General features: G+C 56.5%; 15 protein-coding genes and 3 pseudogenes. 15 read left to right on the plus strand and 3 right to left on the minus strand.

The genetic code is table 11. The features are described 5' to 3' along the window. Positions 1-2 precede the first annotated feature (2 nt). Positions 3-8651: a GH36-type glycosyl hydrolase domain-containing protein gene (locus tag ACA048_RS14415; protein ID WP_497629751.1), complete on the minus strand. Its 8649-nt coding sequence runs from the start codon at positions 8649-8651 to the stop codon at positions 3-5. A gap of 513 nt (positions 8652-9164) precedes the next feature. Here ACA048_RS14415 and ACA048_RS14420 point away from each other — a divergent pair. The 9 genes and pseudogenes from ACA048_RS14420 (at position 9165) to ACA048_RS14460 (ending at position 18532) form a co-directional block, all read left to right on the plus strand. Continuing rightward, the gene (locus ACA048_RS14420; protein ID WP_497629752.1) at positions 9165-9737 is read left to right on the plus strand and encodes an ABC transporter transmembrane domain-containing protein; all 573 of its coding nucleotides are present in this window, start codon (positions 9165-9167) and stop codon (positions 9735-9737) included. A 97-nt stretch (positions 9738-9834) separates the two neighbouring features. Next, on the plus strand, positions 9835-10182 hold the full coding sequence (locus ACA048_RS14425; protein WP_497629753.1) for a hypothetical protein: 348 nt from the start codon (positions 9835-9837) through the stop codon (positions 10180-10182). After that, entirely contained in the window at positions 10161-10703 is a 543-nt protein-coding gene (locus ACA048_RS14430; RefSeq protein ID WP_497629863.1) for a VCBS domain-containing protein, read from the plus strand. The genes ACA048_RS14425 and ACA048_RS14430 overlap by 22 nt, the downstream gene beginning before the upstream one ends. A gap of 695 nt (positions 10704-11398) precedes the next feature. Next, positions 11399-11542 (plus strand): annotated as a pseudogene (locus ACA048_RS14435) (Crp/Fnr family transcriptional regulator); the annotation flags it as partial. Positions 11543-11748: 206 nt separating this feature from the next. Then, on the plus strand, positions 11749-12162 hold the full coding sequence (locus tag ACA048_RS14440) for an arsenate reductase ArsC (protein ID WP_497629754.1): 414 nt from the start codon (positions 11749-11751) through the stop codon (positions 12160-12162). A 1182-nt stretch (positions 12163-13344) separates the two neighbouring features. Next, on the plus strand, positions 13345-14841 hold the full coding sequence (gene gmtY / locus ACA048_RS14445; RefSeq protein WP_330216361.1) for a gamma-mobile-trio recombinase GmtY: 1497 nt from the start codon (positions 13345-13347) through the stop codon (positions 14839-14841). Further along, complete coding sequence (gmtZ, locus tag ACA048_RS14450) at positions 14838-17429, plus strand: gamma-mobile-trio integrase GmtZ (RefSeq protein ID WP_497629755.1); 2592 nt, start codon at positions 14838-14840, stop codon at positions 17427-17429. Before gmtY ends, gmtZ begins: the two co-directional genes overlap by 4 nt. Next, a complete protein-coding gene (gene gmtX / locus ACA048_RS14455) occupies positions 17404-18063 on the plus strand; it encodes a gamma-mobile-trio protein GmtX (protein ID WP_330216363.1) in 660 nt (219 codons plus the stop codon). Before gmtZ ends, gmtX begins: the two co-directional genes overlap by 26 nt. A 238-nt stretch (positions 18064-18301) precedes the next feature. After that, positions 18302-18532, plus strand: a complete 231-nt coding sequence (locus ACA048_RS14460) for a hypothetical protein (RefSeq protein WP_497629756.1) — start codon at positions 18302-18304, stop codon at positions 18530-18532. Between the two features lie 261 nt (positions 18533-18793). Here ACA048_RS14460 and ACA048_RS14465 read toward each other — a convergent pair whose 3' ends face one another. Beyond that, positions 18794-19618 (minus strand): inositol monophosphatase family protein, encoded by an 825-nt coding sequence (locus tag ACA048_RS14465; protein ID WP_497629757.1) that lies wholly within the window; start codon positions 19616-19618, stop codon positions 18794-18796. A gap of 10 nt (positions 19619-19628) precedes the next feature. Between ACA048_RS14465 and ACA048_RS14470 the strand changes: the two genes are divergently transcribed. The 4 genes from ACA048_RS14470 (at position 19629) to ACA048_RS14485 (ending at position 21322) form a co-directional block, all read left to right on the plus strand. Continuing rightward, complete coding sequence (locus tag ACA048_RS14470) at positions 19629-19982, plus strand: Xre family toxin-antitoxin system antitoxin (RefSeq protein ID WP_497629758.1); 354 nt, start codon at positions 19629-19631, stop codon at positions 19980-19982. Positions 19983-20114: 132 nt separating this feature from the next. Further along, a complete protein-coding gene (locus ACA048_RS14475; protein ID WP_497629759.1) occupies positions 20115-20348 on the plus strand; it encodes a BPSL0761 family protein in 234 nt (77 codons plus the stop codon). Between the two features lie 90 nt (positions 20349-20438). Further along, complete coding sequence (locus tag ACA048_RS14480) at positions 20439-20639, plus strand: hypothetical protein (RefSeq protein WP_497629760.1); 201 nt, start codon at positions 20439-20441, stop codon at positions 20637-20639. A gap of 347 nt (positions 20640-20986) precedes the next feature. Next, entirely contained in the window at positions 20987-21322 is a 336-nt protein-coding gene (locus ACA048_RS14485; protein WP_497629761.1) for a helix-turn-helix domain-containing protein, read from the plus strand. Between the two features lie 154 nt (positions 21323-21476). Here the strand turns inward: ACA048_RS14485 and ACA048_RS14490 are convergent. Next, a pseudogene (locus tag ACA048_RS14490) lies at positions 21477-22306 on the minus strand (TolC family protein); the annotation flags it as partial. Positions 22307-22597: 291 nt separating this feature from the next. Between ACA048_RS14490 and ACA048_RS14495 the strand changes: the two are divergent. Further along, positions 22598-22750, plus strand: coding sequence for a transposase (locus ACA048_RS14495; RefSeq protein WP_497629762.1), 153 nt, complete (start codon positions 22598-22600; stop codon positions 22748-22750). 190 nt (positions 22751-22940) lie between these two features. Continuing rightward, a pseudogene (locus tag ACA048_RS14500) lies at positions 22941-23009 on the plus strand (gamma-butyrobetaine hydroxylase-like domain-containing protein); the annotation flags it as partial. Between the last annotated feature and the right edge of the window lie 14 nt (positions 23010-23023).

A 23023-nucleotide genomic window follows, 5' to 3' on the forward strand; every position in this document is an offset into this window, starting at 1 on the left:
GTCTATTCATCGGCGGCACGCTCGAATTCCAGCGCTTGGGGCCTGGGTGACCGCACGCGACAATCTACCCGGACCCAATGCTCCAGACCGCCGTCATCCAGTGGCAGCGCACCGTCACCCAATGGCTGGCCGTCGAGGGTCATGGAGGTGAAGGTCGAACTGCCCTGACGCACATCAAAGTGGTAGAGGGTTTTGCCGAAGCGGTAGTGCAAGATGAAGCCCGGCCAGTCGACCGGTATCAGCGGTTCGATTCGGAGCGTGCGGCCGCTGCGTTGTACGCCCAGCAACGACTCGACAATCAGCCGGTACATCCAGCCCGCAGAACCGGTGTACCAGGTCCAGCCACCTCGACCGGCATGGGGCGCGGTGCCGTAGACATCCGCAGCCATGACATAGGGCTCCACCTTATAGGTCTCGATTCGAGCGTTGTTGGCAGGGGCGGCGGGGTTGATCAGATTCAGCAATTCCCATGCTTTGCCGGCTTCACCCAACTGCGCAAACGCCATGCCCGCCCAAACAGCAGCATGGGTGTACTGACCTCCGTTCTCGCGCACGCCTGGCACGTAGCCCTTGATGTAGCCGGGGTCCAGGGCGCCCTTGTCAAACGGGGGATCGAGCAGCAGCACGGCGCGGATGTCACGTTTGATCAGATGCTCATCCAATGCCTGCATGGCCTTGATCTGGCGGACGGCAGAGCCGGCCCCCGACAGCACTGACCAGCTTTGAGCAATGGAATCGATACGGCATTCTTCATTGCTCGCCGAGCCGAGCATTTGTCCGTCATCGAACCAGGCACGGCGATACCAGGCGCCGTCCCAGGCCGTTTGATCGAGGTTGCGTTGCAGTGTCACCGCGCTGTCGCTGCAGCGTTTGGCAAATGCGTGATCACCGTGCAGGCGAGCGGTCAGCGCAAATTGCTCCAGCACCTGATAGCTGAAGAAGCCCAGCCAGACACTTTCCCCTGCACCCAGGTGGCCGACGCGATTCATGCCGTCGTTCCAGTCACCGGAGCCCATCAGCGGTAACCCGTGATGACCCCGGCGCAGGCTGTGTTCGATGGCCCGCACGCAGTGTTGATACAGGGACTCTTGCAGGGGCGATGTACCGGGCAGGTCATAGTAGGATTCTTCGCCAGCCACCAATTGGCGTCCTTCCAGGTATCCGGCGACCTCTTCCAGTACACCCACATCGGCGGTCATTTCGACATAGCGGTTGGTGGCGGCCACCAGCCACAAAAAGTCATCGGAGCAGGCGGTGCGGACCCCTCGATTCATCGGCGGGTGCCACCAGTGTTGCACGTCGCCTTCCACATACTGATGGCCGGCGCACAGCAACAGGTGCGCTCGCACGGCTACGGGATCGGCATGGATCATCGCCATGCTGTCCTGCAACTGATCGCGAAAACCGATGGCGCCACCTGACTGGTAGTAGCCGCTTCGGGCTTGGAAACGGCACGCGATGACCTGATACATCAACCAGCCGTTGACCATGACGTCGACCTCAGGCGCGCCCGTTTCAATACGAATCACCCCGAGCAATGAACGCCAGTGTTCCCGTACTTTATGCAATTCCTCGGCAGCCACCCGGCTGCCCCGATAACGCTGCACCAGCTGGGTGGCGGCGTTACTGGAAGACGCGGCCCCCAGACGCAGAATGACTTCCCGTGTATCACCCTCGCCGAGTTCGATCGACACTTGCAGGGCGGCACAAGGGTCCAGACCGCCGCCCATGCGCCCGGACAGACCCGCCTGCTGCATCGCTGCCGGTGAGGCGAGGGTGCCAATGCGGCCAATGAATTCAGTACGGTCACCGCTGACACCGTGATCGATCGTGTCGGTGTCAAAGAACGCCACCCGCTCGGAAAACTCCACCGAATAGGCGTTGCGGGCGAAGAAGGCCCCACTGGCGGGATCCGATTGGGTGACCACATGCATCGCCGTTTTGCTGCGCAGATCGCCCAGCACCCATTCCACATACCCGGTGACCGACAATGACCGGCGGCGTCCCGAGCGGTTGCTCAACACTAGCCGAGAGAATTTGATCGGCGCATCCAGCGCCACGTAGATCCACAGCTCGCTGTAAATGCCGTCTTCTTCATGCTCGAAAACGCTGTAACCGAAACCGTGACGGGCCTGGTACGGGCCTTGTCCGGGGCAGGGTTGAGGCGCTACAGACCAGAAATGCCCGGTCTCTTCATCACGCAGGTAAATAGCTTCGCCGCTGCGATCGGTGACCGGATCGTTGTGCCAGGGCGTCAGGCGAAATTCATGGGCGTTTTCGGCCCAGGTATAGGCACTGCCGGCTTCCGAGACCACCGTGCCGAGATGTGCATTGGCGATCACGTTGACCCAGGGCGCGGGTGTCGGGTCGGGCGCGAGCCCGGTGATGATGTACTCACCGCCGTCGGCGCTGAAGCCGCCATATTCGTTGCTCAACAGCAGGAAAGGACGGTTCGGTCGTACCGATGCCGGCCGAGCCTGAAAATGCCGGGTCGCCACAAACGGCGCGTGCACCGGTGACACTTTGCGGCGATGAATCTGCTCGGCCAGGCTGCCCAGATCTTCGCTCAGCACCAGCCTGGCAACCGATAAGAACAGCACGCGATCTTCATTCGACATCTGCTGCGCGGGGCGAACAAAAATCCCGCCCGGACGATCCAGCAGAGTGGCTTCACTGCCTGAGGTGATAAGGCCCAGGATCGCGTCTTGCAGTTGCTGGCGATAACCCGCCTGATCTTCGTTCCAGATCAGCAAATCGACCACCAACCCTTTTTGCCGCCAGTAGGCGTGGGCCTGAATCAATTGCTGCACCAGGGCGATGTTGTCCAGGCTCTGGATTTGCAGCAACACGATGGGCAGGTCGCCAGAAATGGCCTGACCCCAGAGTCCCGGTTGATTGCGGCGATTGGCAATCAACACCGCGTTGTCGGCGCGCATCGAGGCGTTCGCATAAAGCACCGACGAGGCCATCTGCTCGAACAAACGGGCATCGGACACCGAGGCATTGAGCTGACGCAGCAGCACCTGGCTATGGGTCCAGGACAGGTCGAACACCCGATCGGCGAGGTGGCGGTCGCGGTATTTGTTGATCAGATAGAGGCAGTCATCACGACTGTCGGCGACACCGGTGACCAGATCGATGGTGGCCAGTTGGCCGGGTTGCAGGGTAATCCTGCAACGAATCGCGACGACCGGATCGAGCACCGGGCCTGCCGTGCCTGACAAGCGTTGGCAATCGGCATCGAGGGCGGCCGGCGACACCAGGCTGCGTCCCCGGCCGATGAACCGGGCGCGATCGGTTTCGTACGAGATCGCATCGATGTCCACCCCGTGTGCCGCCAGCAAATGGCACATCCACGGCGTCGGTTCATCGCTGGCCCGGGGGCGGCGGCTGCAGACAATGGCTTGAAGCTCCGGCAGTAATTCAGTCTGCACGAACAGCTTGCTGAACGCCGGGTGCATGGCATCGTTGCTCGGGGATGTCAGCACCACTTCGGCATAGGTGGTGAGTTCGAGCGTCTTGGCCGATGACGCTCGATTGGTGACATGCAGGCGACGCAGTTCGATGTCGTCTTCAGGTGAGACAACAATCTCCAGGTGCGTGTCGAAATCCAGGTTGCGCGCGCGAAACTCCGCACGGGAGTCGCTGAAAATCGCCTCGTGGCTCTCGGGTCGATGCAACGTCGGTTGATGCGCCGCCGACCAGACTGTGTTGCTCTGGACATCGCGCAGGTAGCAGAACATCCCCCAATTGTCCTGTGAGGTGTCCTCCTGCCAACGGGTGATCGCCATTTCATTACGACGGCTGTAACCACCGCCGCCGCTGGTCAGCATGACGTGGTAGCGACCGTTGGAAAGCAACTGCACGGCCGGACGCTTGCGTCCCGGATCGGAGAACACCCGCAGCCCCGTATCCTGGCCTTGACCGACATAGCCGAGTACCGGCGACTGTGCGGTTTGCAGGTACGGCGCGGCGGATTTCGGCACCCGCTCCTGTAGCAGCAGCAGGGCTGATCGCAGCGCCGGATCGGACTCGAACCGCTGTTGCATGGGTTGATCGAGCAGTCGGCTGGTCAAGGCCAGCATGCTCATGCCCTGATGGTGAGCCATGAACGAGCGGACCACGACGAAGTGTTGGCCACGCGGTAAGCGGGCCTCGGTGTAATCCACGGCTTCATACAGACCGAAACGTCCAGCGCAGCCTTGCTGGGCGAGGCGTTGCAGGTTCTTGCAGGCCGCATTGGCATCGACCATCAACGCCAGGACGCTGGCGTAGGGCGCTATCACGACGTCATTGCTCAGCCCGCGCTGCAGCCCGAGGGCCTGAACGCCAAAGGCGCGGTATTGATAATTGAAGTGCGCGTCGACGGTGGAGTAACCCGATTCCGAAACGCCCCACGGTATGCCCAGCCTGTTGCCCTGTTCGATCTGCACCGACACAGCGGCGCGGCAAGTCTGGTCCAGCAGGCTGCCCTCGAAGTTGGGCATCACCAGCATTGGCATCAGGTATTCGAACATCGAACCCGACCAAGACAGCAACGTCGGTACGCCCGCGTTTTCACTCAGCAGCCTGCCCAGGGTGAACCAGGCGCGCTGGGGGATTTGTCCTTGAGCGATGGCCACGTAATTGGTCAGCCGCACCTCGGACGCCAGCAGGTCGTAGTAACCGGTGTCGAGCCTGCGCTCCTCGGCGTTGTAACCGATGACAAACAGGTCACGCTGGTTGTCGTAAAGCAACGAGAAATCCATCTGCGCCAGCGAATTGGCCAATAACACCAGACGCTTGAGGGTTGCCAGACGCTGCGCGGCGTCGCTGCGGACCCGCTCGATTTCAGGATGATGCTCGGCGCCCCAGTCGGTGGGGTTCAGGTGGGCCAGTTGACGCAAGGTGCGAGGCGACTCAATCGTAACCAAGGGGGCAGGGAGGCGATAACGCTGCAGTTCTTCTGTCCAATCGGTGCATTGACGGGTAAACGCTTCTCGCCAGTAGAGGCTTTCCTCGTCGGTGTCCGCTGGCTGGCTAGTGACCATGCTGCGAGCCGTGTGCAGCAGGTCTGCCAGCGCCTCAGGGGGAGCCGCTTGCGAGACCGTTTCAAGGCCTTTTCTCAGTGGCAGGGCGTATTCATCCGCCCCCGAGGCGCGTTGGGAATCTGCAAGGATGTCCAGGGTATCGCGCAGGCCCTTGATCACGGCAGGGCCGAACATCGGGGCGTCTGCCAACTGCGCGATACCGGTGCTCAACGTCAACAGCAGGCCCGCCAGGTTGCCGCTGTCGACGGTGGAGACGTAATGCGGACGCAGCGGCTCGAGGGTCTGCGTGTCGTACCAGTTATAGAAATGCTGCCGATAACGCTCCAGGCCGTCCATGCTGTCCAGCGACGCCGCAAGCCGGGACAGCAACCGTTCGGTGCTCAAGTAAGCGAAATCGTGAGCGGCCAGGTGGGCGAGCAGCGACATGCCCATATTGGTGGGCGAGGTGCGATGGGCAATGGCAGGCCTGGGGTCTTCCTGCACGTTGTCCGGTGGCAGCCAGTGATCCTCAGGCCCGACGTATTGATCGAAGAACGCCCAGGTTTTGCGCGCCAGCAACCGCAGGAAGCGCAAATCATCCGTCGACGGTGCGAACACCGACTGCTTGGGTGCCGAACTGAGCCACCAAGCGATCCAGGGGCCCACTAACCACGACAACAGCAACGGACTGGCGATGGCCAGCGTCTGCGGATCCTCCACCAGCAGGGCCAGTGAGATCAGGGCCGACACCGGCTCGATCCACATCTGGCGATAGAGGCCGGACAGCCGGTTTCCGGTGGTGCGCTCGACCTCGCGCGAGGGCTGCCATTGCAACAGTCGGCGTCTGCTGAAGCCGATTCGCCAGAGTGAGCGCAGGATGGCGTCAGCGCTGTAGAACATTTCGTAGGGCAGCCAGGCGAGCGTCAGACCCGCCCGGGCGAGGTCTTGTGCCAGATCCCCCAGCAGCGCCCTGAGGTATTGTCCATAGGGCACATTAGCGGGGGGCTGCATCAGATCGGTCACCGCTCGCAGCAACGGTTGAATCACCATCAACCCGATGACAGTCAGGGTCCAGTTCATTGGCTGACTGCTGGCAAACCAGCCCCATGCGAACATCAGCAACAGCGCCAGCGGTTCCAGGCTGCGTCGCAGATTGTCCAGAATCTTCCAGCGTGCCATGACGCTCAGCCTGTTGCGCACCCACTTGCCGTCGGCGTTGCGCGCCCAGGGCAATGTCCACGGCAGCAATTGCCAGTCGCCACGAACCCAGCGATGCCGTCGATTGACATCGGCACCGTAGCGCGAAGGGTATTGCTCGTAGACTTGCACGTCGCTGAGCAGGCCGGATCGTGCATAACACCCTTCGATCAGGTCGTGGCTGAGAATCTGGTTATCCGGCAAGCAACCTTCCAGGGCGCAGGTGAACGCGTCCACGTCGTAGATGCCTTTGCCGATGAAAGAACCTTGCTGGAACAGGTCCTGGTAAACGTCCGATACCGTCCGAGTGTAGGGATCGACGCCGGCATCACTGCCAAACAGCCGGGCATAGATCGAGCGCGTGGCGCTGGTCAGGCTGATGCCCACTCGCGGTTGCAGCACCGCGTAGCCGGAAATGATCTGCTCGCCGCCACTGTCGAACAACGGACGATTCAACGGGTGCATCATGGCCGCCACGCATTGGCGAGCGACATCGCGCGGCAGCAGGGTGTCGGTGTCGAGCGTGATCACGTAACGCACCCCGCGCAATGGCGTGATGTCGCCGACGATGGCGTTGAAGCGTTCCTCTCCATGGCCACGCAACAGGGCGTTGAGTTCAATCAGTTTGCCGCGTTTGCGCTCATGACCCATCCACACACGTTCGCTGGCGTTCCAGCGACGCGGCCGATGGAGCAGAAAGAATCGGTCGCTGAGTCCGTCCGCGTATTTTCGGTTGAGCAGGGTGATTGCACGGGAGGCCTGTGTGAGCAGCTCGGCGTCTTGCGGCTGAGACGCTTCAGGCGCGTCCAGAAAATCGCTCAGCAACGCGAAATACAGGTTGCTGTCGCGGTTGGCGAGAAACCGCACTTCAAGACCTTCCACCAGTTCGTCCACATCTGCCGGGCTGGCGATCAGCGTCGGGATCACCACCAGACTTCGCGCGTCATCGGGAATACCGCTGGCAAAATCCATTTTCGGCAGCGTCGTCGGCAACAGACTGAACGTCACCAGCCAGTTGATCAGGCTGATCGCCAGTCGGCTGGTCATGATCAGGCAGGGAATCGCCATCATCAGAAGCGCCGCATCGGGCATTCCGTCGCGTTGCGCGGAGGCCAGTAAAGGCCAGGCGAAGATGAGCGTCAGAACAGCCACCGGCGCCAGATAAAACATCAGCGGCGACTGCTGCAACAACCGTTTCCAGCGCTCATGAAGCGGCACCTTGGCCTTGAGTCGTCGCTCCAGCGTCGGCAGTCCTGCGCTGACCAGGTAATACCCGACATGGCGCGCCAGCAGTTCGCAGGGGACTGTAGCGGTTCCGGTCGCAGCCAGATTGATCGCGGCGCGGGCGACCTGGATTTCCGAGTGCTGGGGACTTCTGCGGGCAAGGCGTTCTATGACATGCCGATAGCTGTCGCGGGTACTGAAATCCATCGCCCGGTAAATGTCTGCCGGGTCTTCATTGAGAATTTGCTCGACATGACTCATCGACTCGACGAACTCGCGCCAGTCCGTGGCGGACAGGAGGCGCAAACTGCCGATACTGTTGCCAATCGACACCTGATCCGCTGCCTGTTGTTGCGCATCGAGCTGCACCTGGCGTTCGATGCTGGAACCTGTCTCACTCAGCGACTGCTCCATCCAGTTCAGCGCCAGGGCCAGCGCTGCGCTCTGGCCCTGCAGGCGGCGGGTGAATTCAGCGACAAAAGCGGCGGTCATCGGAGGTGCGGAGCGGGCCATGTCGGCAACGGTCAGCACCACGCTTTTGACGTCTCGTTCCGCGGTTTCGATCAGGTGTTCGGCCCAGTCATCGGCCAGATTGCGCTCGCCGGCATTGGCCATGACTCTGGAGGCCACTCGCCGCAGATTTTCAATCAATGCCAGACGCAGCATGATCGGTATCGCCCACAGTTCGCCCAGCGCAAGCGGCATCACGGTCTGATAGGAAAAAATGAAGCGGCTCAGGCTTTCCTCATCGACTCGACCGTCGCCATGGGAGATGGTCTCCAGCGCGATGTCATAGACGCGAGGCAGCCCCGCCGACGGGCCGTTGATCAGGCGAGGCAACTCACGGCTATAGCCTTTGGGCAAGTGCGTTCTGGCGGTGCGAATGTTTTCATCGATCAGATAGTAATTGTCCAGCAGCCATTCCGCTGCCGGCGTCACTCGTCGGCTGGATACTTGCGCGTTGGCCAGCGCCGTACTGCTGCGTTTGAGCAGCTCCTCGTTGTCATCGAGCCTGTGCAGCATCGAGTCCCGTGCGGACAGCGTAGTCAGGCGATGCCGGCCGGCCAGGGCGATGCCGTGACTGGCCATCTGATCGGCGCTGAAAAGCTCCGAACGCAAAATGGGTTCGTATTTGAATCGGGGCGGGGGAAACAGACGGGCTCGCCAAAAATCGGACGAGCGAGAAAATACCTTCTGTAGGCGTGTCCATATGCTGTTCATAAGGTCCTGTGCCTGATACGCATCAATACAATTGTGCGCATTTTAAGAGGTGCGCCAACACATTGCGCCGGCACTGAGCAGCGCCTTGGTGGACGTAGCTTTTCAGCTTTGAGTGTGGAGACATGGAGGGTTGATCGTCTGTTCGGTGGCGCACATAGCCAGCGCTCTTTGGGCGCCCATAGACAAAGAATGCGCGAAGCGCGTTGGGTGATCCGGTGAGCGAAACGTCGGTAAGCGGATGGCTATCCGGCGATTCGTTAAGCTGAATTTCTATCGCCTGAAGCCCCTTCATTTGAGTTTTGAGCTTGGCGATTTTCTAAGTGCTACCGGTAGCCGCAGCCGCTCGGAAGGCTACGTTCATTTACCCGAAATTTTGCTTCAAACTTAACTGGCGCGACGTAGCCGCGATGGCGGTCTAAAGTAAAGGTGCGATGTATTCCTGCAGTTATGTTGGGGTTGGCAACCAGCACTAACAAGCCGGGCTCGATTTCATCCCGAAAAGGAATGACTGCGATGCCGACCAAGACTCCTATCGAGAGAGGTCCAAGCCTCAAGCGTCTGGACATTGCAGCGGTATCCTTGGTCATACACCTGTTGGCGCTGGCCTTGCCGTTGGCCTTGCTGCAGATCTATGACCGGATCCTGCCGAGCCAGTCATTTGGAACCGCGACAGTGCTGGTCATCGGTGTCGCCATCGCCATCCTGCTTGAGGCCGTGCTTCGATATGGCCGTACCGCCGTGTTTGCCCATATTGCCGCCCGATATGAGAGCGAGGCAACCACGCGCATATTTGAGCACTTGCTCAAGGCGGACATCAACGCGGTAGAACATTTGGGTACGGCCTCCGTGATCGAAGGTGTGCGTTCAGTGGCGCAAGTACGCGATATGTGGTCTGGAAACGCGGCGGTGGCGCTGTACGAAGTACCTTTCATCATCGTCTACATCGGCCTGATCGCCTACATCGGTGGCTGGTTGGCTGATTCCCCTTGTGCTGTTCCTGGTGTCATTGGGCATGACGCTGCTGGTCAAACAGGCCACAGAATTTACACTTGGCCGCGTCGAAGAGGCGGATCGGCAGAGGCGTAATCTACTGTGGGCAGCTCTTGCCAGCTTGGCCGAGGTAAAGTCCAGAGGAGCCGAACCAGGTCTCAGCCGCACCTATAGTCAGGCCAATGCGCGTTTCATGGAGGCCACTGCGCGCCTTGAGACATTGGGCGCGTGGGTGCGGGAGAACGCCGCTCTGCTCGGTCAGTTGTCGACCGTCTTGACGGTCATAATCGGTGCTACCGAAGTGATCAATGGCAGCCTCACGACAGGTGCATTGTCGGCCTGCACGATACTGGCCGGACGTTCGATCGGGCCGGCCATGCTTGGCCTCGGTCATCTCACTCGACTCGCCCAGGCGCGCGATGCCCAAGCCAAGGTCGATGGGCTGCTGGATCTCCCTGTCAATGATGCGGCGGTGCCTGGCACTACAGCGCGGATAATGACCAGTCAGCGATTGCGCAGCTGGCGCCGGGTGAAAGCGTGACTGATCACTTTATCGTGAGCACGGCCGATGGTACTGAGCATTCCCTGGTGATGACCTTGACCGGTAGCCAGCCGGACCCGACGCCACTGCTCGAGTCAGGGCATGAGCAGCAGTCTTCGATGGCCAGTGCTGATCTTCACATGGGGGCGGGCACCCCGGAGCCGAATATCACCGAGCTCTCGCCGGTGGATCACTACCTGCAGTTTGCCCAAGCCAGCAGCGAACATTCGGCACCCGTGGTACACGAGCAGGGTACCGCGCAGACCCCTGACACTGAGCACAGCCCTGTCGAGCTGGCCGAGGCCGCGCCGGCACACGATTATCTGCAGCTTGCCGGCGTGGACCCGGCCCATGCCAATGTCCCCGAACCGTCCCATCCGGCAAGCAATCAGCCACCGCCGGATTCACCTATGCACCTGGACGCCCATGTCGAAGACCTTCCGAGTTCCATCGAGGATGGCGGCCTGGCAGATCTGCAACCGGTTCCCGTGCCGGACCAGGATCCGCAGCACCACAGCTGACATTGGATATGCTCTGAACCCAAATATACAAAGTAGCGACCGTCAGAAGTCATCGGATTCATGTTGAACACACATTGTCATTTCAAATGCGGTGGGCAAATAAGGGCCACTAAGGTAGTTCTCAACTGGCAGGGCCAGGTAGCCCCACCGAGGGGCCTTCAGTAGCCCGCCCCGGCATTTGAAAAATGCCGTTAGGATTACGGGCCCAGCAGAGACCTATATAAAGCCGACAAATGACAGAATAAAGACGGCAATCACTACTGCCCCGACGATGTAAATAATATTGTTCATAAAAACCACCTTTCTATGTGAACAGGATCTCGACACTACGGTGTCGTAATACAAACGACACCGTCGATTGCGACTCCGTTCCGTAAATCGGTCTGAGAGGCGGGCGCAATTGCAGTCGAGTCCGCATTGGCGGTTTTTCAAATCATCATTCGCCTGCATTTCATCCCTATCGCTGTTTTCGGTGTAATGTTAGGTTGTCATTTACGGTCAATCCACGCCCCTTAAGAATAATTGTGAAAAGCTTGCCCGAGGCAAATGATCTGGAGCTGCTGAAGGCAGTTTTCCATCGGTATGGCGTTAGCGATTCGACGCTCTGGAAGCACCTCCTGGAGGTGTTCGAACTTCGTCACTATGCTCGTGATCAGCCGATCATCCGGGCAGGTGAATTCCCAACACATTTCTTCGTGATACTCACTGGCCTTATCCGCTATTACTACTCCTCACCAGAAGGCAAGCAGCGTAATAAGGCTTTCTTCCACGAAGGAGAGGCGATCGGCTCTTTGAGTGCGTACCTGAAGCAAGCGCCTTGTACTTACTGCATTGAGGCGTTGGAGCCGAGTTCGGTGGTGGCCGTGCCGCTGCATACGCTGACTCGTCTGCGCGAGCAATTTCCGCAATTGCAGGGTTTTGTCGACAAAGCCATACGGGAAATCATGTTGCGCAACGAGTCCCGTGATGAAGTCGGGCGATCAAAACACTACTTAACTGAGCAATGTCGTTTTCTCAGATCACCGTTCGAGCGGAGGAGATTAAAATGGCTGACAAATTTCGGGTGCTATTTGTTTGCGCTAAAAATGACGTCCGTTCGCTGTTTGCGGAGGCGCTCTTACGCCACACCGACTCATCAAATTTTGAAGCATGCAGTGCTGGCCTTGAACCCAGCGAAGTTGATCCTCGCACCTTGGAGTCGCTCGAACACATAGGCATAGAGACCAACGGCCTGCGCAGCAAAGCAATCGATGAGTTTGTGGGGGAGCAGTTTCACTACGTGAGCACACTGTGTGACAAATCTTCCGAAGAAGCCTCGCGGATGCCGACCTCCGGCGAAGTGATCGTATGGAGCTTTGAAGACCCGACGACCAGTGAGATGCATGAGCCTTTTCGCCATGCACTCCAAGAGATTCACGACCGTATCAAAATGTTCGTCACGGTGAAGACAAGGCAATGACGTTGGACGTGCGGTAGAGTTTACCTGTTGTTCTGAGACGTGAGGATTTAACATAATATACATTATGCGAAGCCATGGCTTTACCCGTGAGGGTGGATGGTGATCAGATTTTGTGAATGTCAGCTAAAGGCGGGAATGCTTTACCGTTTAGAATCTCTAGTGAAATCAATTGGATAGGAATACACCATAAGACCACTATTTAATTGAAGACATCCGTTTCTTAGCGAAAATATGTTCTAAAGCATTGATTGTATTCAAGAATTTTGTCGTTGCTTTGCGGCGGTAACGGCACCGCGGCTTATCATTTGAAAACGGAACTGGTTGCGGGAAAAATGGGTAAATTGAGACGTGTTTTCAGGATTTCGCTCCGTCCAACGCAATTCAACGCGATCGATGAAGAAATTTGCTCACCAAATTTATTCCTCTTTTAACTGTTAAATAGGTACTGCTGTACATAAGTTCTCAGAAGTAATCGTATAAAAAATGGGACGTAATCGTGTAAATCGAGCCTTTCGCAGTACGCGGAAGTAAATCTGCATACAGATTAGGAAGTAATGGTTTGGATAGCCCTTCAAGCTGCCTTATCCTTTTTTTACTTCCAGTTTTGGTACGTTCGTCGTCAGAGGTTGCCTCCTTATTTTTTTTACTTCCGGTTTTTTCCATTGTCATGAAAATCTGCTTCCCTAACTTTTATTTACTTCCGATCATGGGCTATCGCGAATTTGAGCCCGTATCTTTTTTACCTCCGCTTATTTTTCATCTAGCGCCGATGTGTAAAATTCTGCTCCGAATCTCGCGAGCTTTCAGGCATGAGGCGACGAACGTCGAGCCAACCTATGCAAGCCGAAGGGATTGATGAATGGCGTTGTGCACCATGCCGAACCCGAAGCTTTGCGAAACTCTCATGCACAACTGCGGCTGTTCGAGAGGAACACTTGCTGCTCGTCCTCTGCTACAGATTTGCACTCCAATTTCGGCGCAAGCAGGCAAAACGATCATCAATTCCCATTTTGTACCGCTACGTTGCGAAAGCAGCGGTCACACTAACGCGTGTCGCTAACTCATTGATAATTCAACTAAACGGCTATTATTGGTATCACCTAAAACTATACTAAGTGCATTAGATTAGAGGTAAAACCTAGCTCTACCTCCCCCTAGAAATCAAAGTGTTGACACCTATACATGTACTATCTGTACCATCCGCACCTTTTTGGGTGGGTGCATTGGATGGCGGTGGTTCAGGTAGTAGCGAAGGTGGTGGTTGACGATACGGGAATCCAGAGCGAGATCCCTGTCTTGATAACTGAGCATGGAGTGGTGTCCTCGCTGGTTGACTACCTCCTGGATAACCACCACCTGAGTCCTAGCTGGCAGCGTTCGGTCACCCAGGCCACAAAGCTGCTGCTGGAGTACATGGAGGCCAACCAGCACCACTTCTCTGATCCCCGCGCCCTCTTCCAGGCTTTTGCCTCACGCCTCTATACCGGAACGGTTGGAGATGATGGCCTAGATCCATCTGGTCTAGGGTGGGTTCCAGCCAGTCGCAACTCATCCAACCGTCACGTTTCAGTTCTCAAGGGCTTCACAGACTATCTTGCTGATCTGTACGACGCTCCGGCCATGAACCCCTTGATGACCGCCAGTACCTATGATCAGAGACTTAACTTCGCTGCCTGGCATCGCCGTAACAGCAATGATTTCCTAGGGCACATCAGAAGCAAGGCGCTCTCGGAGAACGTGGATCAGTCGCGGAATATTCGAGGCCGGCGCACGCTCAGCAACGCTGATGATGATGCCGTGGCATTCCCTGAGAAGTTGTTCCAAGCGATGTACATGGATGGCTTCGGTGGAGCTTCTGATCCTAGGTGTGCAGTACGAGATCAATTGATATTGATCATGATGCATGGCGCGGGTTTGCGAGAGAGCGACGCACAGCATCTATGGGTAGTCGATGTTGAAGATCACCCACTGATCGAGGGTGGCGCCATGGTTCGTGTCTATCACCCAGAGGAAGGCAAGGCACCAGACAACTGGAGGGGGCGCAAAGGCACGACAACACGTGCGGCTTACTTAAGGGAGAAGTACGCCCTAACGCCCCGAAATCTTCGCCAGGGCACCAAACGTGTTGGGTGGAAAACCAGGATGGTTGACCACGTCGACAATTACATCCAGCTGCACTGGTTTCCTCCACGCTTCAGCGTGCTCTTCATGATGCTTTGGAGGGTGCATCTCCGCTACCTGACCACAGTAGAGCGGCACCACCCATACGCCTTCGTCTCCTACGAAGACTCCGCCGCAGGCCAGCCTTACACCCTTCAAGCGCTCAACGGCAACTACAAGCGGGCCCTAGCGCGAATTGGGGAAACGGTTTCAAAGCCCGAGGGTCGATCTACCCATGGCCATCGACACGCTTTTGGTCGGCGGATGACCAAGGCCGGGGTTCCCCCGCAGATCATCCGCAAAGCGATGCATCACCGCTCCCTGGATTCGCAGAAGAGATATACCGCACCAGGTGTTGCGGACGTTTCTTCTGCGCTTACAGCCGCTGAAGAGAGGCTCGATGAGTTGACCGACAGCGGCAAGATCATTTCGCCATTCAACGATTGGGACGAAGCGTTGCCAGAGATCCTGGCAGCTTTCGAATCGCCACAAGCAAAGTACAGAGTTAAGAAATTTTGACTAAGACAACACGACGCGGCTCGCGTGACGGTCGCTCTTCGGACACGAACTTCAATTGGATTGTTCAAGAGCGAGGCGAAGCTTGGGAACGCTGGCGTCAGCTCTTTTCCGGCTGGATAGCCACGCAGAACGGCTCCATTGGCGTGAAAATCAACGCGATGAATTGGTTCATGGCTCATTACCTACCAACGGTGCCGGGCGGGGCCAGTCCAGACGTGTTTTTCCAGATCGCAGAGAAAGGTTTGCTGCCGGAGTTGAGGCCAATCCTGGAGGCATCCATGAGCGCCGCGACTGCCGTTAAAAACCAGAACTGGATCGTGGATCTGCTCGGCTGGATCATTACTCACAGCTACAGCGAGCCAAATGACCATGGCGTCCCTATGGCCGTGGTCAAGAATCCGTTTGTCAAAGGGAAGGAAAAGACGGTAATCACCGAGACCGTGTACAACCCCTTGCCCTACGCATACATTCGGGAGCTTCGCGAAATTCTGTGCCCGCAGCCCAGGGGAACATTCCGCGACTGGGAATGGGCTCAATCCCAGTCCGGCCAATTGCGGTCGGATTTCGGAGACTGGTTTCCGGTTGAGCAGTCAGCCATCGACGAAGATGACCCGGATTGCGTATGGCGCTACAAAAATGATCGTTACGAAATCTGGTCTCCCGTTAGGTCAATGGCGCTGCACATAAAGCTTCATTTGCCGCTTCGCACTTATCAGGTACGTTTTCTGGACTCTGGTGAGGCAGATACGTGGCGGTACGAGGGTGGCGACTGGATTCTGAACAAGCGCCATGGGTTCTCTCTAGGCCGTGAGGCGAACCCATGGAAACGAGGGGTCTTCTGCCGTATCCACGACCGGGATATCGGTGAAATCATGACCGGCCTCTACGTCAGTACGAACAAAACGGCAGACCAGAACAAGGAGTCTCGTGAGCGTGGCTACACGATCCCATGGCAGAACGAAGATGTCCTGTACTGGCTGGAACGCCTGAGGGACTGGCAAGAGAAATACAACCCTATTAACGGCCCTACGCCCTGCACCGTGCTTGTAGAGAAGCACTTTGGTAGCGTCAAAACTGTCGAGCAGAAGAAAGACATGGGCTCGATCTGCTTCCTCTTCCGCGACCCCACAGCGGCTCCAGGTGAGCGCGACAAGCCCATTGCAGGCAATACACTGCCCAACCTATGGTATCGATTGCTCTCCACGCTAGAGGATCGGGCTGCCGCGCGTGGTCAAACCCTGTCAGACGGCTCTAGGTTGCGCTTTGTGCAGCCTGTCGACCCCGAATTAAATGTACTACCGGTCAAAACGCATTTCCCGCTTCATAGCCTCCGTGTTTCGCTTTTGACGTGCTATGCCATGGAGGGGCGTGTCCCGATTCAAGTGCTATCTAAGCTGATTGCTGGGCACTCCAGGATCATTATGACGCTGCACTACACCAAGCCAACCCCGGCGATGGTGTCCCAGGTAATGGACTTGGCCAGCGGACGCATCAGTGCTGCGCAGGATGAAAGCCTGAAGATCTTCCTCCGGGACGCTGATATGCGTCAGATCCACTCTAAAACGGCATTCATTGATGCTGGCGCAATCGACATTGCGTTGGCGAATCGCAACGCCATTGGCTGGGAGCAGCGTCACATAGGCTTATGCCTTGTCGGCGGAAACAGCGCTCGATCTGACGAAATGAGCAACATAGGCGGATGCTGGAACGGAGGGGAGATTGTCGGTCGGAGCAGTAAAGGCCACATCTATGGGCCAGTCCCACACGGCCTAGAAAACTGTCCCCGCTGCCGCTGGTTCATCACGGATGCACGCTATCTACCAGCGCTTGTGGCCCACCTCAACATGCTGAGTTATTTAGCCTCTCAGGTCTCATCACTTGCCGTTGAGATCGAACAAGATCGCGATGAGCTGCTCAACGAAATGTACTTTGCTGAGCAAGAAAAACGCCCCTTCCTCCTGCATGCGGAGCTGCAACAGGCTGAAAGGCGCTACGAAAAGCAGATCAAGGAGGCCGATGAGTACGCGAAAGACTTGGTCTCCTGCTTCCAGATCATCAGCAAGATTGTCGCAATCGAAGAGGGCCGGGACACAGATGATTCGGGCACAAAGCTGGTAGCTGTGGGTTCCTTGGAGGACATCCATCAGCCCATCTCATTCATCGAAACCCGTAGCGAGCTGTGGCAGATATCTCAGCTGTGCGAGAACGCTGAAATTTACGCTGATTTGACCGATGAGCTGAGGGCCACACCTGCCATCGAAAAGCGCTCCCGCGCTTTAAACCATCTCCTCATGCAGGGCGGCTACGCACCTATTTTGATGGGAATGGATGATCGCCTCCAGCTCATCGCTGGGAATGCAATGATGAGGTCTATGGCTTTGACGCTATCTCCTAAAAACCAAATGGAGGGATTCCGCGAGGTTTCCAGCCTGCTTGAGGCCGGAGAAGGCCTAAAGCTTCTTCCAGCCGCCATGGAGCCGCTAGAGCGCGTTACGAAGCAGCCTGTAGCGAAGCTTTCTGACCTGATCACAACCACCTCAAAACAAGTACGGGAGGCCATCCGTGATCGATCCGCAGCTGATCTTTGAAGAACTCGTGTCTCAGGCTACCAAGCAACAAGCCAAGTCCCTGACCGTGCTGCATGGCGTCCTGGAGGCTCATCAGAAAACGGGGAGTCGCAATTTCTCGATTGCCACGATTGCCAAGCTCTCTGTTGAGGCTGGAGGGCCATCTGCCTCAACGATACGCAACACCGGGGGGTTTCGCTTTCGGCAGTTAATTGAGACTTGGGCTGCCAGTGTGGGAACAGATAGGAAACTGCCTGCGAAGTCCAAGGAACAGGGTGTACCAAGCGATAATGAGCTAGTTCGACGTATCGACGATCCAGCGCTGCGTGCAGTTTTTACGCAGATCTTGGCCGAGCGTCGCCGCTACCTGGCCGAACTCAACCTGTTGAAATCTCAAAAGGACATTGTTGTTGACCGACGCCCCAATGTGGTCGAGATATCTCAAGAGAGCGAGTCAGTTCAGCTGCTGCCTTCACTGAAAGGGGTTCTCAGTGACATGGAGATTACAGCCCTAAGAGCTGCGGTTTCGGACGATTTCTTCGACAAGCAAGGCTGGATGGTCACCAGGGCAGGTCAGGTGAAAGGGGATTCAGGTGAGATCTACAAGCATGGTTACGTGCCTGCAATTAGGAAAATTCTGAAGGAAATCGAATGATCTGACGGGCTGTGGAGGGATGGCTTGTAGTACAGCATGTTAGTACATACACTAACCGTCCCTCGCGGCTTTAGCCCCCCAGTGCTACTGGCCCACGGTCATCTTAGTACAGTAGGTGATCTTATCTGTAGCTCTTTAGTTGAGTTAGCTTAAGCGTGCTATGACGAAGAGAAAGTCAGGTGTCATGCCCATCCTCCTTTTCCAGCGCTAATGATGTCCTGGAGTAGCGGCTCGTTTTGTGTCCATTTTGTTTTATGCGCAAGCTGAGGTTCCTGAAGGCAAGAAGTTCGTGGGCGTGATGTTTATGGTCTCTGCGATTGATTCACTGAAAGACATCCTTGAGCCGCAGCAGGAATCGTTTCGGGTACGGTCGATCCACCTTTTGACCCCGAGCTTTGTGAACAAAACAGGCCAGTGGTGTATGGAGCCGCTTCTTGAGGGCACCCAGAAAGACATTCACGAATATTAAGATATTGTTCACCCACGGGACGGGCAAACATTCGCAGCGTCATTTAGTCGGTGCCAAAATCTCAAAATCCTACGAGCAATGGTGCTGCTTCACAGACTGATTGCCTAAAACAGCCGCCCGTCTACAGTCAACCGCCCTACCCCAGCTGCCCGCACTTTCCGGTTCCCTCCAATGGCCTTGGGTTACGTAGCAAGACTTAGCCCAGTCGCCTTCTTGGATCTCCCACGAAGTGGCCAATCGTGACAGACCAGCTGAGGTCATTCATATAGCCGTATTATTGAAGACCCTGGCCCAGTCACGTGATACCAACTCGAGACATACGCCGGATGCTCCGCCAAAGCAGCGCTGGGATACCGTCAACATCTCCACCTCAGTCTCGTAGCTTATGGAAGCACCATACTCGTTAACCAGAACACCTTTGGAGCCAATAAGCAGCGCATGGCCTGCCACCACATCATGGGCTGAAACTGGGTAAAGGGAGATACCACAGACGGCATCGCCACTAGCCACTCTGGCGAGTCTGTAAGCGATTGACGGCATTGCATGAAATTTTCCAGGAGCACAGAGCTCCCGATTAGTCTGTGGTTTGCTGTCAGCAGCGGCACTCACCATCACCAAGCTTTTATCAGAAAGGCATTGATCCGAAAGATCCACAACAATGGGAGTGCCGTTTCTGATCAGATGATCCATACCTTCGGCCCATGCTAGGCAGTCAGGGGCACCTTCGGACGTGACAGGAGCATGTACTACCCCAAGAACCGGTTGCTTGTTGTAGAGCAATCCCACTGATATTGCCGATCCTTTTAGCCCCTTCAAGAAATCACTTGTACCGTCGTTCGGATCAACGACCCAACACCAAGGATGCCCTGTAATAACGTGCCCGGTTTCTTCCCCCCAAAAGTCACAATTGAAGATTTTCAATAGCTTGGCGCGAAGGATCTCTTCGATTTCAACGTCTATTTCCGCTTTGTCTCCTGACCCCCTGCGTCCCCCAGGCCGTACACACTCCTGCGTTAGTAGAGTACCCGCGCGCTCAACCGCGTCTATCGTGAGTTGTAGAATTTGCCACAGCCGGGAATTGCTCATAGATGACCTTATGGAAGTAGCCTTGAATTTTGCTGCTGACCTATTCCAAGCTGTGCGCGTAGCCTTTGACCTACCAGCGCACAGCTTCGAGGCCTTATTCAATGTCACCGTTTCCACGCTGCAACGATGTAGGCGCGAGCTAAAGCCCCTTGACCCGGTCGCATCCGAACGGCTTGTACGAATTTTCTCCGTCGGTCATCTGGCTCAGGAGGTCTTTGAAAGCAGAGAGGCGGCCGCTAAGTGGCTGTCGAAACCGAACAAATCTCTCGGTACAAGTGCCCCGATTATGCTTTGCGATACAGAGATCGGAGCCAAGCAAGTTCGCCGTGTGCTTCAAGCCCTTTCATGGGGTGGCGCGGCCTAATGTTGTTTGGCAGAGTACAGTCAGGTGTGATCTTCAGTTAGTTTTGGTGGCCAGCTTTCGCTCAATTGCTCACTGCCGAATCGAACACGCTCTGCGGTGGTGGGTCCATTCGATTACAGTTCGGAGGCTTAAATGACGATGCCATTTGAAAGGACTAGGTCTGTCGCACAAGCTCATAATTTCATCACGGAGCTTGCTCGCGATACAGAGGTGCCCGAACGCGTAAGACAAAATGCTCATTTCCTTTTACGCCACTTTCCCACTAAGCACGATGTGCTGCAGGCGGGCCGCATTGAATTGCAAGCGAAAAAATTAGGGATAGGCACATACGGCCCCGTATTTAGCTCCTCAACTGAAGATTGGTAAACGTCTGCCTGTCCATTAGGGGGGAACGGTGTCCTCAAGGGGATCGCTCGAATGGTATGACTTCATCTACATCAAACTTGTCCGTAGGGCGTGAATGAACAACGCATGGTGCAGGCAGGCCTGTATGGTTCCGCGCGGGTATTGATTGACGATTTTTTTCACCTGTTCGAAGGTTTCGAGATCCATCCGGAGGCTGAGCGGAACTTTATCGCCCCGACGGCGCTGCCACGTACACAGGAGGCTTTCAATTTCCTCGACTGGTTCAGCCTGGAAATGGAGCATGGCTTTTGAAATCCATTCCGCCCACGTTTGCTCCGAACTCGCCTGAGCAGCGCGAATGGTATCAATCTGGTCACGTGCGACCCACAATTTGTAGGACACCGTCGCGCTGCGCATGTACGGGGACCGTATTAATGGCTTTCTGAGCATGGCGTCTACTACACAAACCGCACCTCATGGACAGGTTCGGTATGTTCTAAGGGGAAGGGGTCATAGGATTGAACGCATGATCCTTGTAGCGAACCAATGACTGCGCCTCTACCAGACTTCGACTGGGCGCCACCGAAATTCACGCACAATATATGTTGTAGCCATATATTATTCAATAACGCCTTATCGTTCCTTTTGTGAGACTACAAATGGAACTGAAGGAAGCGTTTGGTGAGACCCTAAGGGCGGTACGCCGTGGTAAAGGTTTGACCCAGGAAGACTTTGCATTAGTGAGCAGCCGGACCAATGTCAGTCTCCTTGAACGAGGGGGAACAATACCTACACTGGAGAAACTGGAAAAATTATGCGATGTGCTCCAGGTTCATCCGGTGACGCTGGTGGCAGCGTGCTATCTGCGCAAGCAAGGGCAAACAGATACTCAGGCATTCCTTCAAACAGTGGCGTCTGAACTATTACTCTTAGCTCAAGAGGCAGAACGATATAGTTTTGATATTGAGAAAAGGGCTAAGCCCAGTGACCTGTGACTGGAATAATCCCAGCATACCCTCCTACGGTTCTCCAGCGGATCGTAGGCTACAGGAGGTCTTGCGCAATACCGCCCATGGATAAGAGGATCAAAGATCAGTGTGATATCCGGTAACGCGCAGACCCGGATATTGCATGGTGCACCCTAGCCGTTCAGTGCCCGATGGCTTGCCAGCCTCCCCCCAGGCTCTGGATCAGCGCGACACTGCCCTGACTGAGCTGGCCCTAGGTGTCCCGCAGGTTCTGCTCGACTTGCGGCAACACCAGTTGCTGGGTAAGCACCGCATCTTGGCTGACAGTGCCAGAGCGCAACTGCGCCACCTGACTACCGAACATTGGCCGCCGCCCAGCGTTCGGCAGCCACCACATCGGGGCGGCGCAGGAGTAGGGTCGAATGCAAGGTCAGCGGTGGCCGAGGCAGGACGAAGATGAGTCATTTCGAGATGCTACAGCAAACTCGCTCGGTGCCTCGCCCACAGCACCGCCAAGGCATGTTCATATTGCTCGCGATCGCGCAGCGAGGTCTGCAGATTGGCAATTGAGGTAGTCAGTTGATCCTGGGTTACCAGCAGTTGGTCGTTGGTGGCGACACCCTGGGTGTACTGGGACTGGATCATGTTCAGCAGCTGCTGATTGATCTTCTGTTGCTGTTGCTGTTGCTGTTGCTACAGCCGCACATCGATATCCATCTGCCGCAGCGCGAAGTAGTTACTGGCTACGCTGGAGCTGATGGACAGCCGCACCCCAGCCAGCAAGGCATCGGATTGCTGGGCCGTCGCTTGGCTCGACTCGATGCTACGGCATACCTCGCCCCTCAGGTCCGGCTCTCAACTGGCGGTCAAGGTAGCGCTGACGCTGTTCTTGACCCCGCTTGAGGTAGGGTTGGAGGTGCTATCGCCGCCCTCCCCCCGCGAACCCGACAAGCCCACGCCAACCGTCGGCGACAGCCCGGCCCGACTCGACGCCACCTGCGACTTGGCCAGACTGGTCTCGAGTATTGATTCCAACGTCCAGCAAGCTCATTTTTGGTTGGTTGCGACAGGCTGAAAACGGCCAATAGCGGTCAATCGTCCGTTGACGTGTACATGGGAAATAAGATGTCACACCAATTTTTTCAGGGGTGTTCAGACACTGCGCTCAACCTGAACAGTCCTCAGATTCGAAGTCACCGTATTTAAGGGGCCGGCGAACACACCTTCCTCGCCCGGCCGATAAGGGCGATTGTGTCCGCGTATTTTTAAGCGGACGCAATTGCCCTTAACGCCAGGATCGCCATGCGCCAACGTAAGTCCTACCCGAAATCCTTCAAGACCCAAGTCGTCCAAGAGTGCGAGCAGCCCGGTGTTTCCGTGGCAGCTATTGCGATGAGGCATGGTATCAATGCGAATGTCGTTCGCCGGTGGCTACCGCTTTACCGCGATCAGTAGGCCGCCACCCTGCCAGCTTTCATTCCTTTGAAAGTCGAATCAAAACGAGTGGTTGAAGCGTCGGCGGTTATTGAATTACCACTTGGCCAGCAAACGCTCACGGTAAAGTGGCCAACTTCCGATCCCGAAGGGTGCGCCCGATTCATCCGTGGGCTCGCTTAATGATCCGCATCGATTCCATCTGGCTCTCCTTGCGGAACTCAAAACGGCCGGCAAGACCCGTGATCCGAATGAGTCGGTCGTCAAGCTGATGCTCTAAGTCGGGCCTCTGGC

Source organism: Pseudomonas sp. LBUM1659, assembly GCF_059716045.1.

Coding starts and splice junctions, on each gene's coding strand:
- ACA048_RS14495 (WP_497629762.1), top strand. CDS start 22,598: ATGCGCCAACGTAAGTCCTACCCGAAATCCTTCAAGACCCAAGTCGTC.
- ACA048_RS14475 (WP_497629759.1), top strand. CDS start 20,115: ATGACGATGCCATTTGAAAGGACTAGGTCTGTCGCACAAGCTCATAAT.
- gmtY (WP_330216361.1), top strand. CDS start 13,345: ATGTACTATCTGTACCATCCGCACCTTTTTGGGTGGGTGCATTGGATG.
- ACA048_RS14470 (WP_497629758.1), top strand. CDS start 19,629: ATGGAAGTAGCCTTGAATTTTGCTGCTGACCTATTCCAAGCTGTGCGC.
- ACA048_RS14415 (WP_497629751.1), bottom strand. CDS start 8,651: ATGAACAGCATATGGACACGCCTACAGAAGGTATTTTCTCGCTCGTCC.
- ACA048_RS14425 (WP_497629753.1), top strand. CDS start 9,835: ATGGAGGCCACTGCGCGCCTTGAGACATTGGGCGCGTGGGTGCGGGAG.
- ACA048_RS14420 (WP_497629752.1), top strand. CDS start 9,165: ATGCCGACCAAGACTCCTATCGAGAGAGGTCCAAGCCTCAAGCGTCTG.
- ACA048_RS14440 (WP_497629754.1), top strand. CDS start 11,749: ATGGCTGACAAATTTCGGGTGCTATTTGTTTGCGCTAAAAATGACGTC.
- ACA048_RS14465 (WP_497629757.1), bottom strand. CDS start 19,618: ATGAGCAATTCCCGGCTGTGGCAAATTCTACAACTCACGATAGACGCG.
- ACA048_RS14485 (WP_497629761.1), top strand. CDS start 20,987: ATGGAACTGAAGGAAGCGTTTGGTGAGACCCTAAGGGCGGTACGCCGT.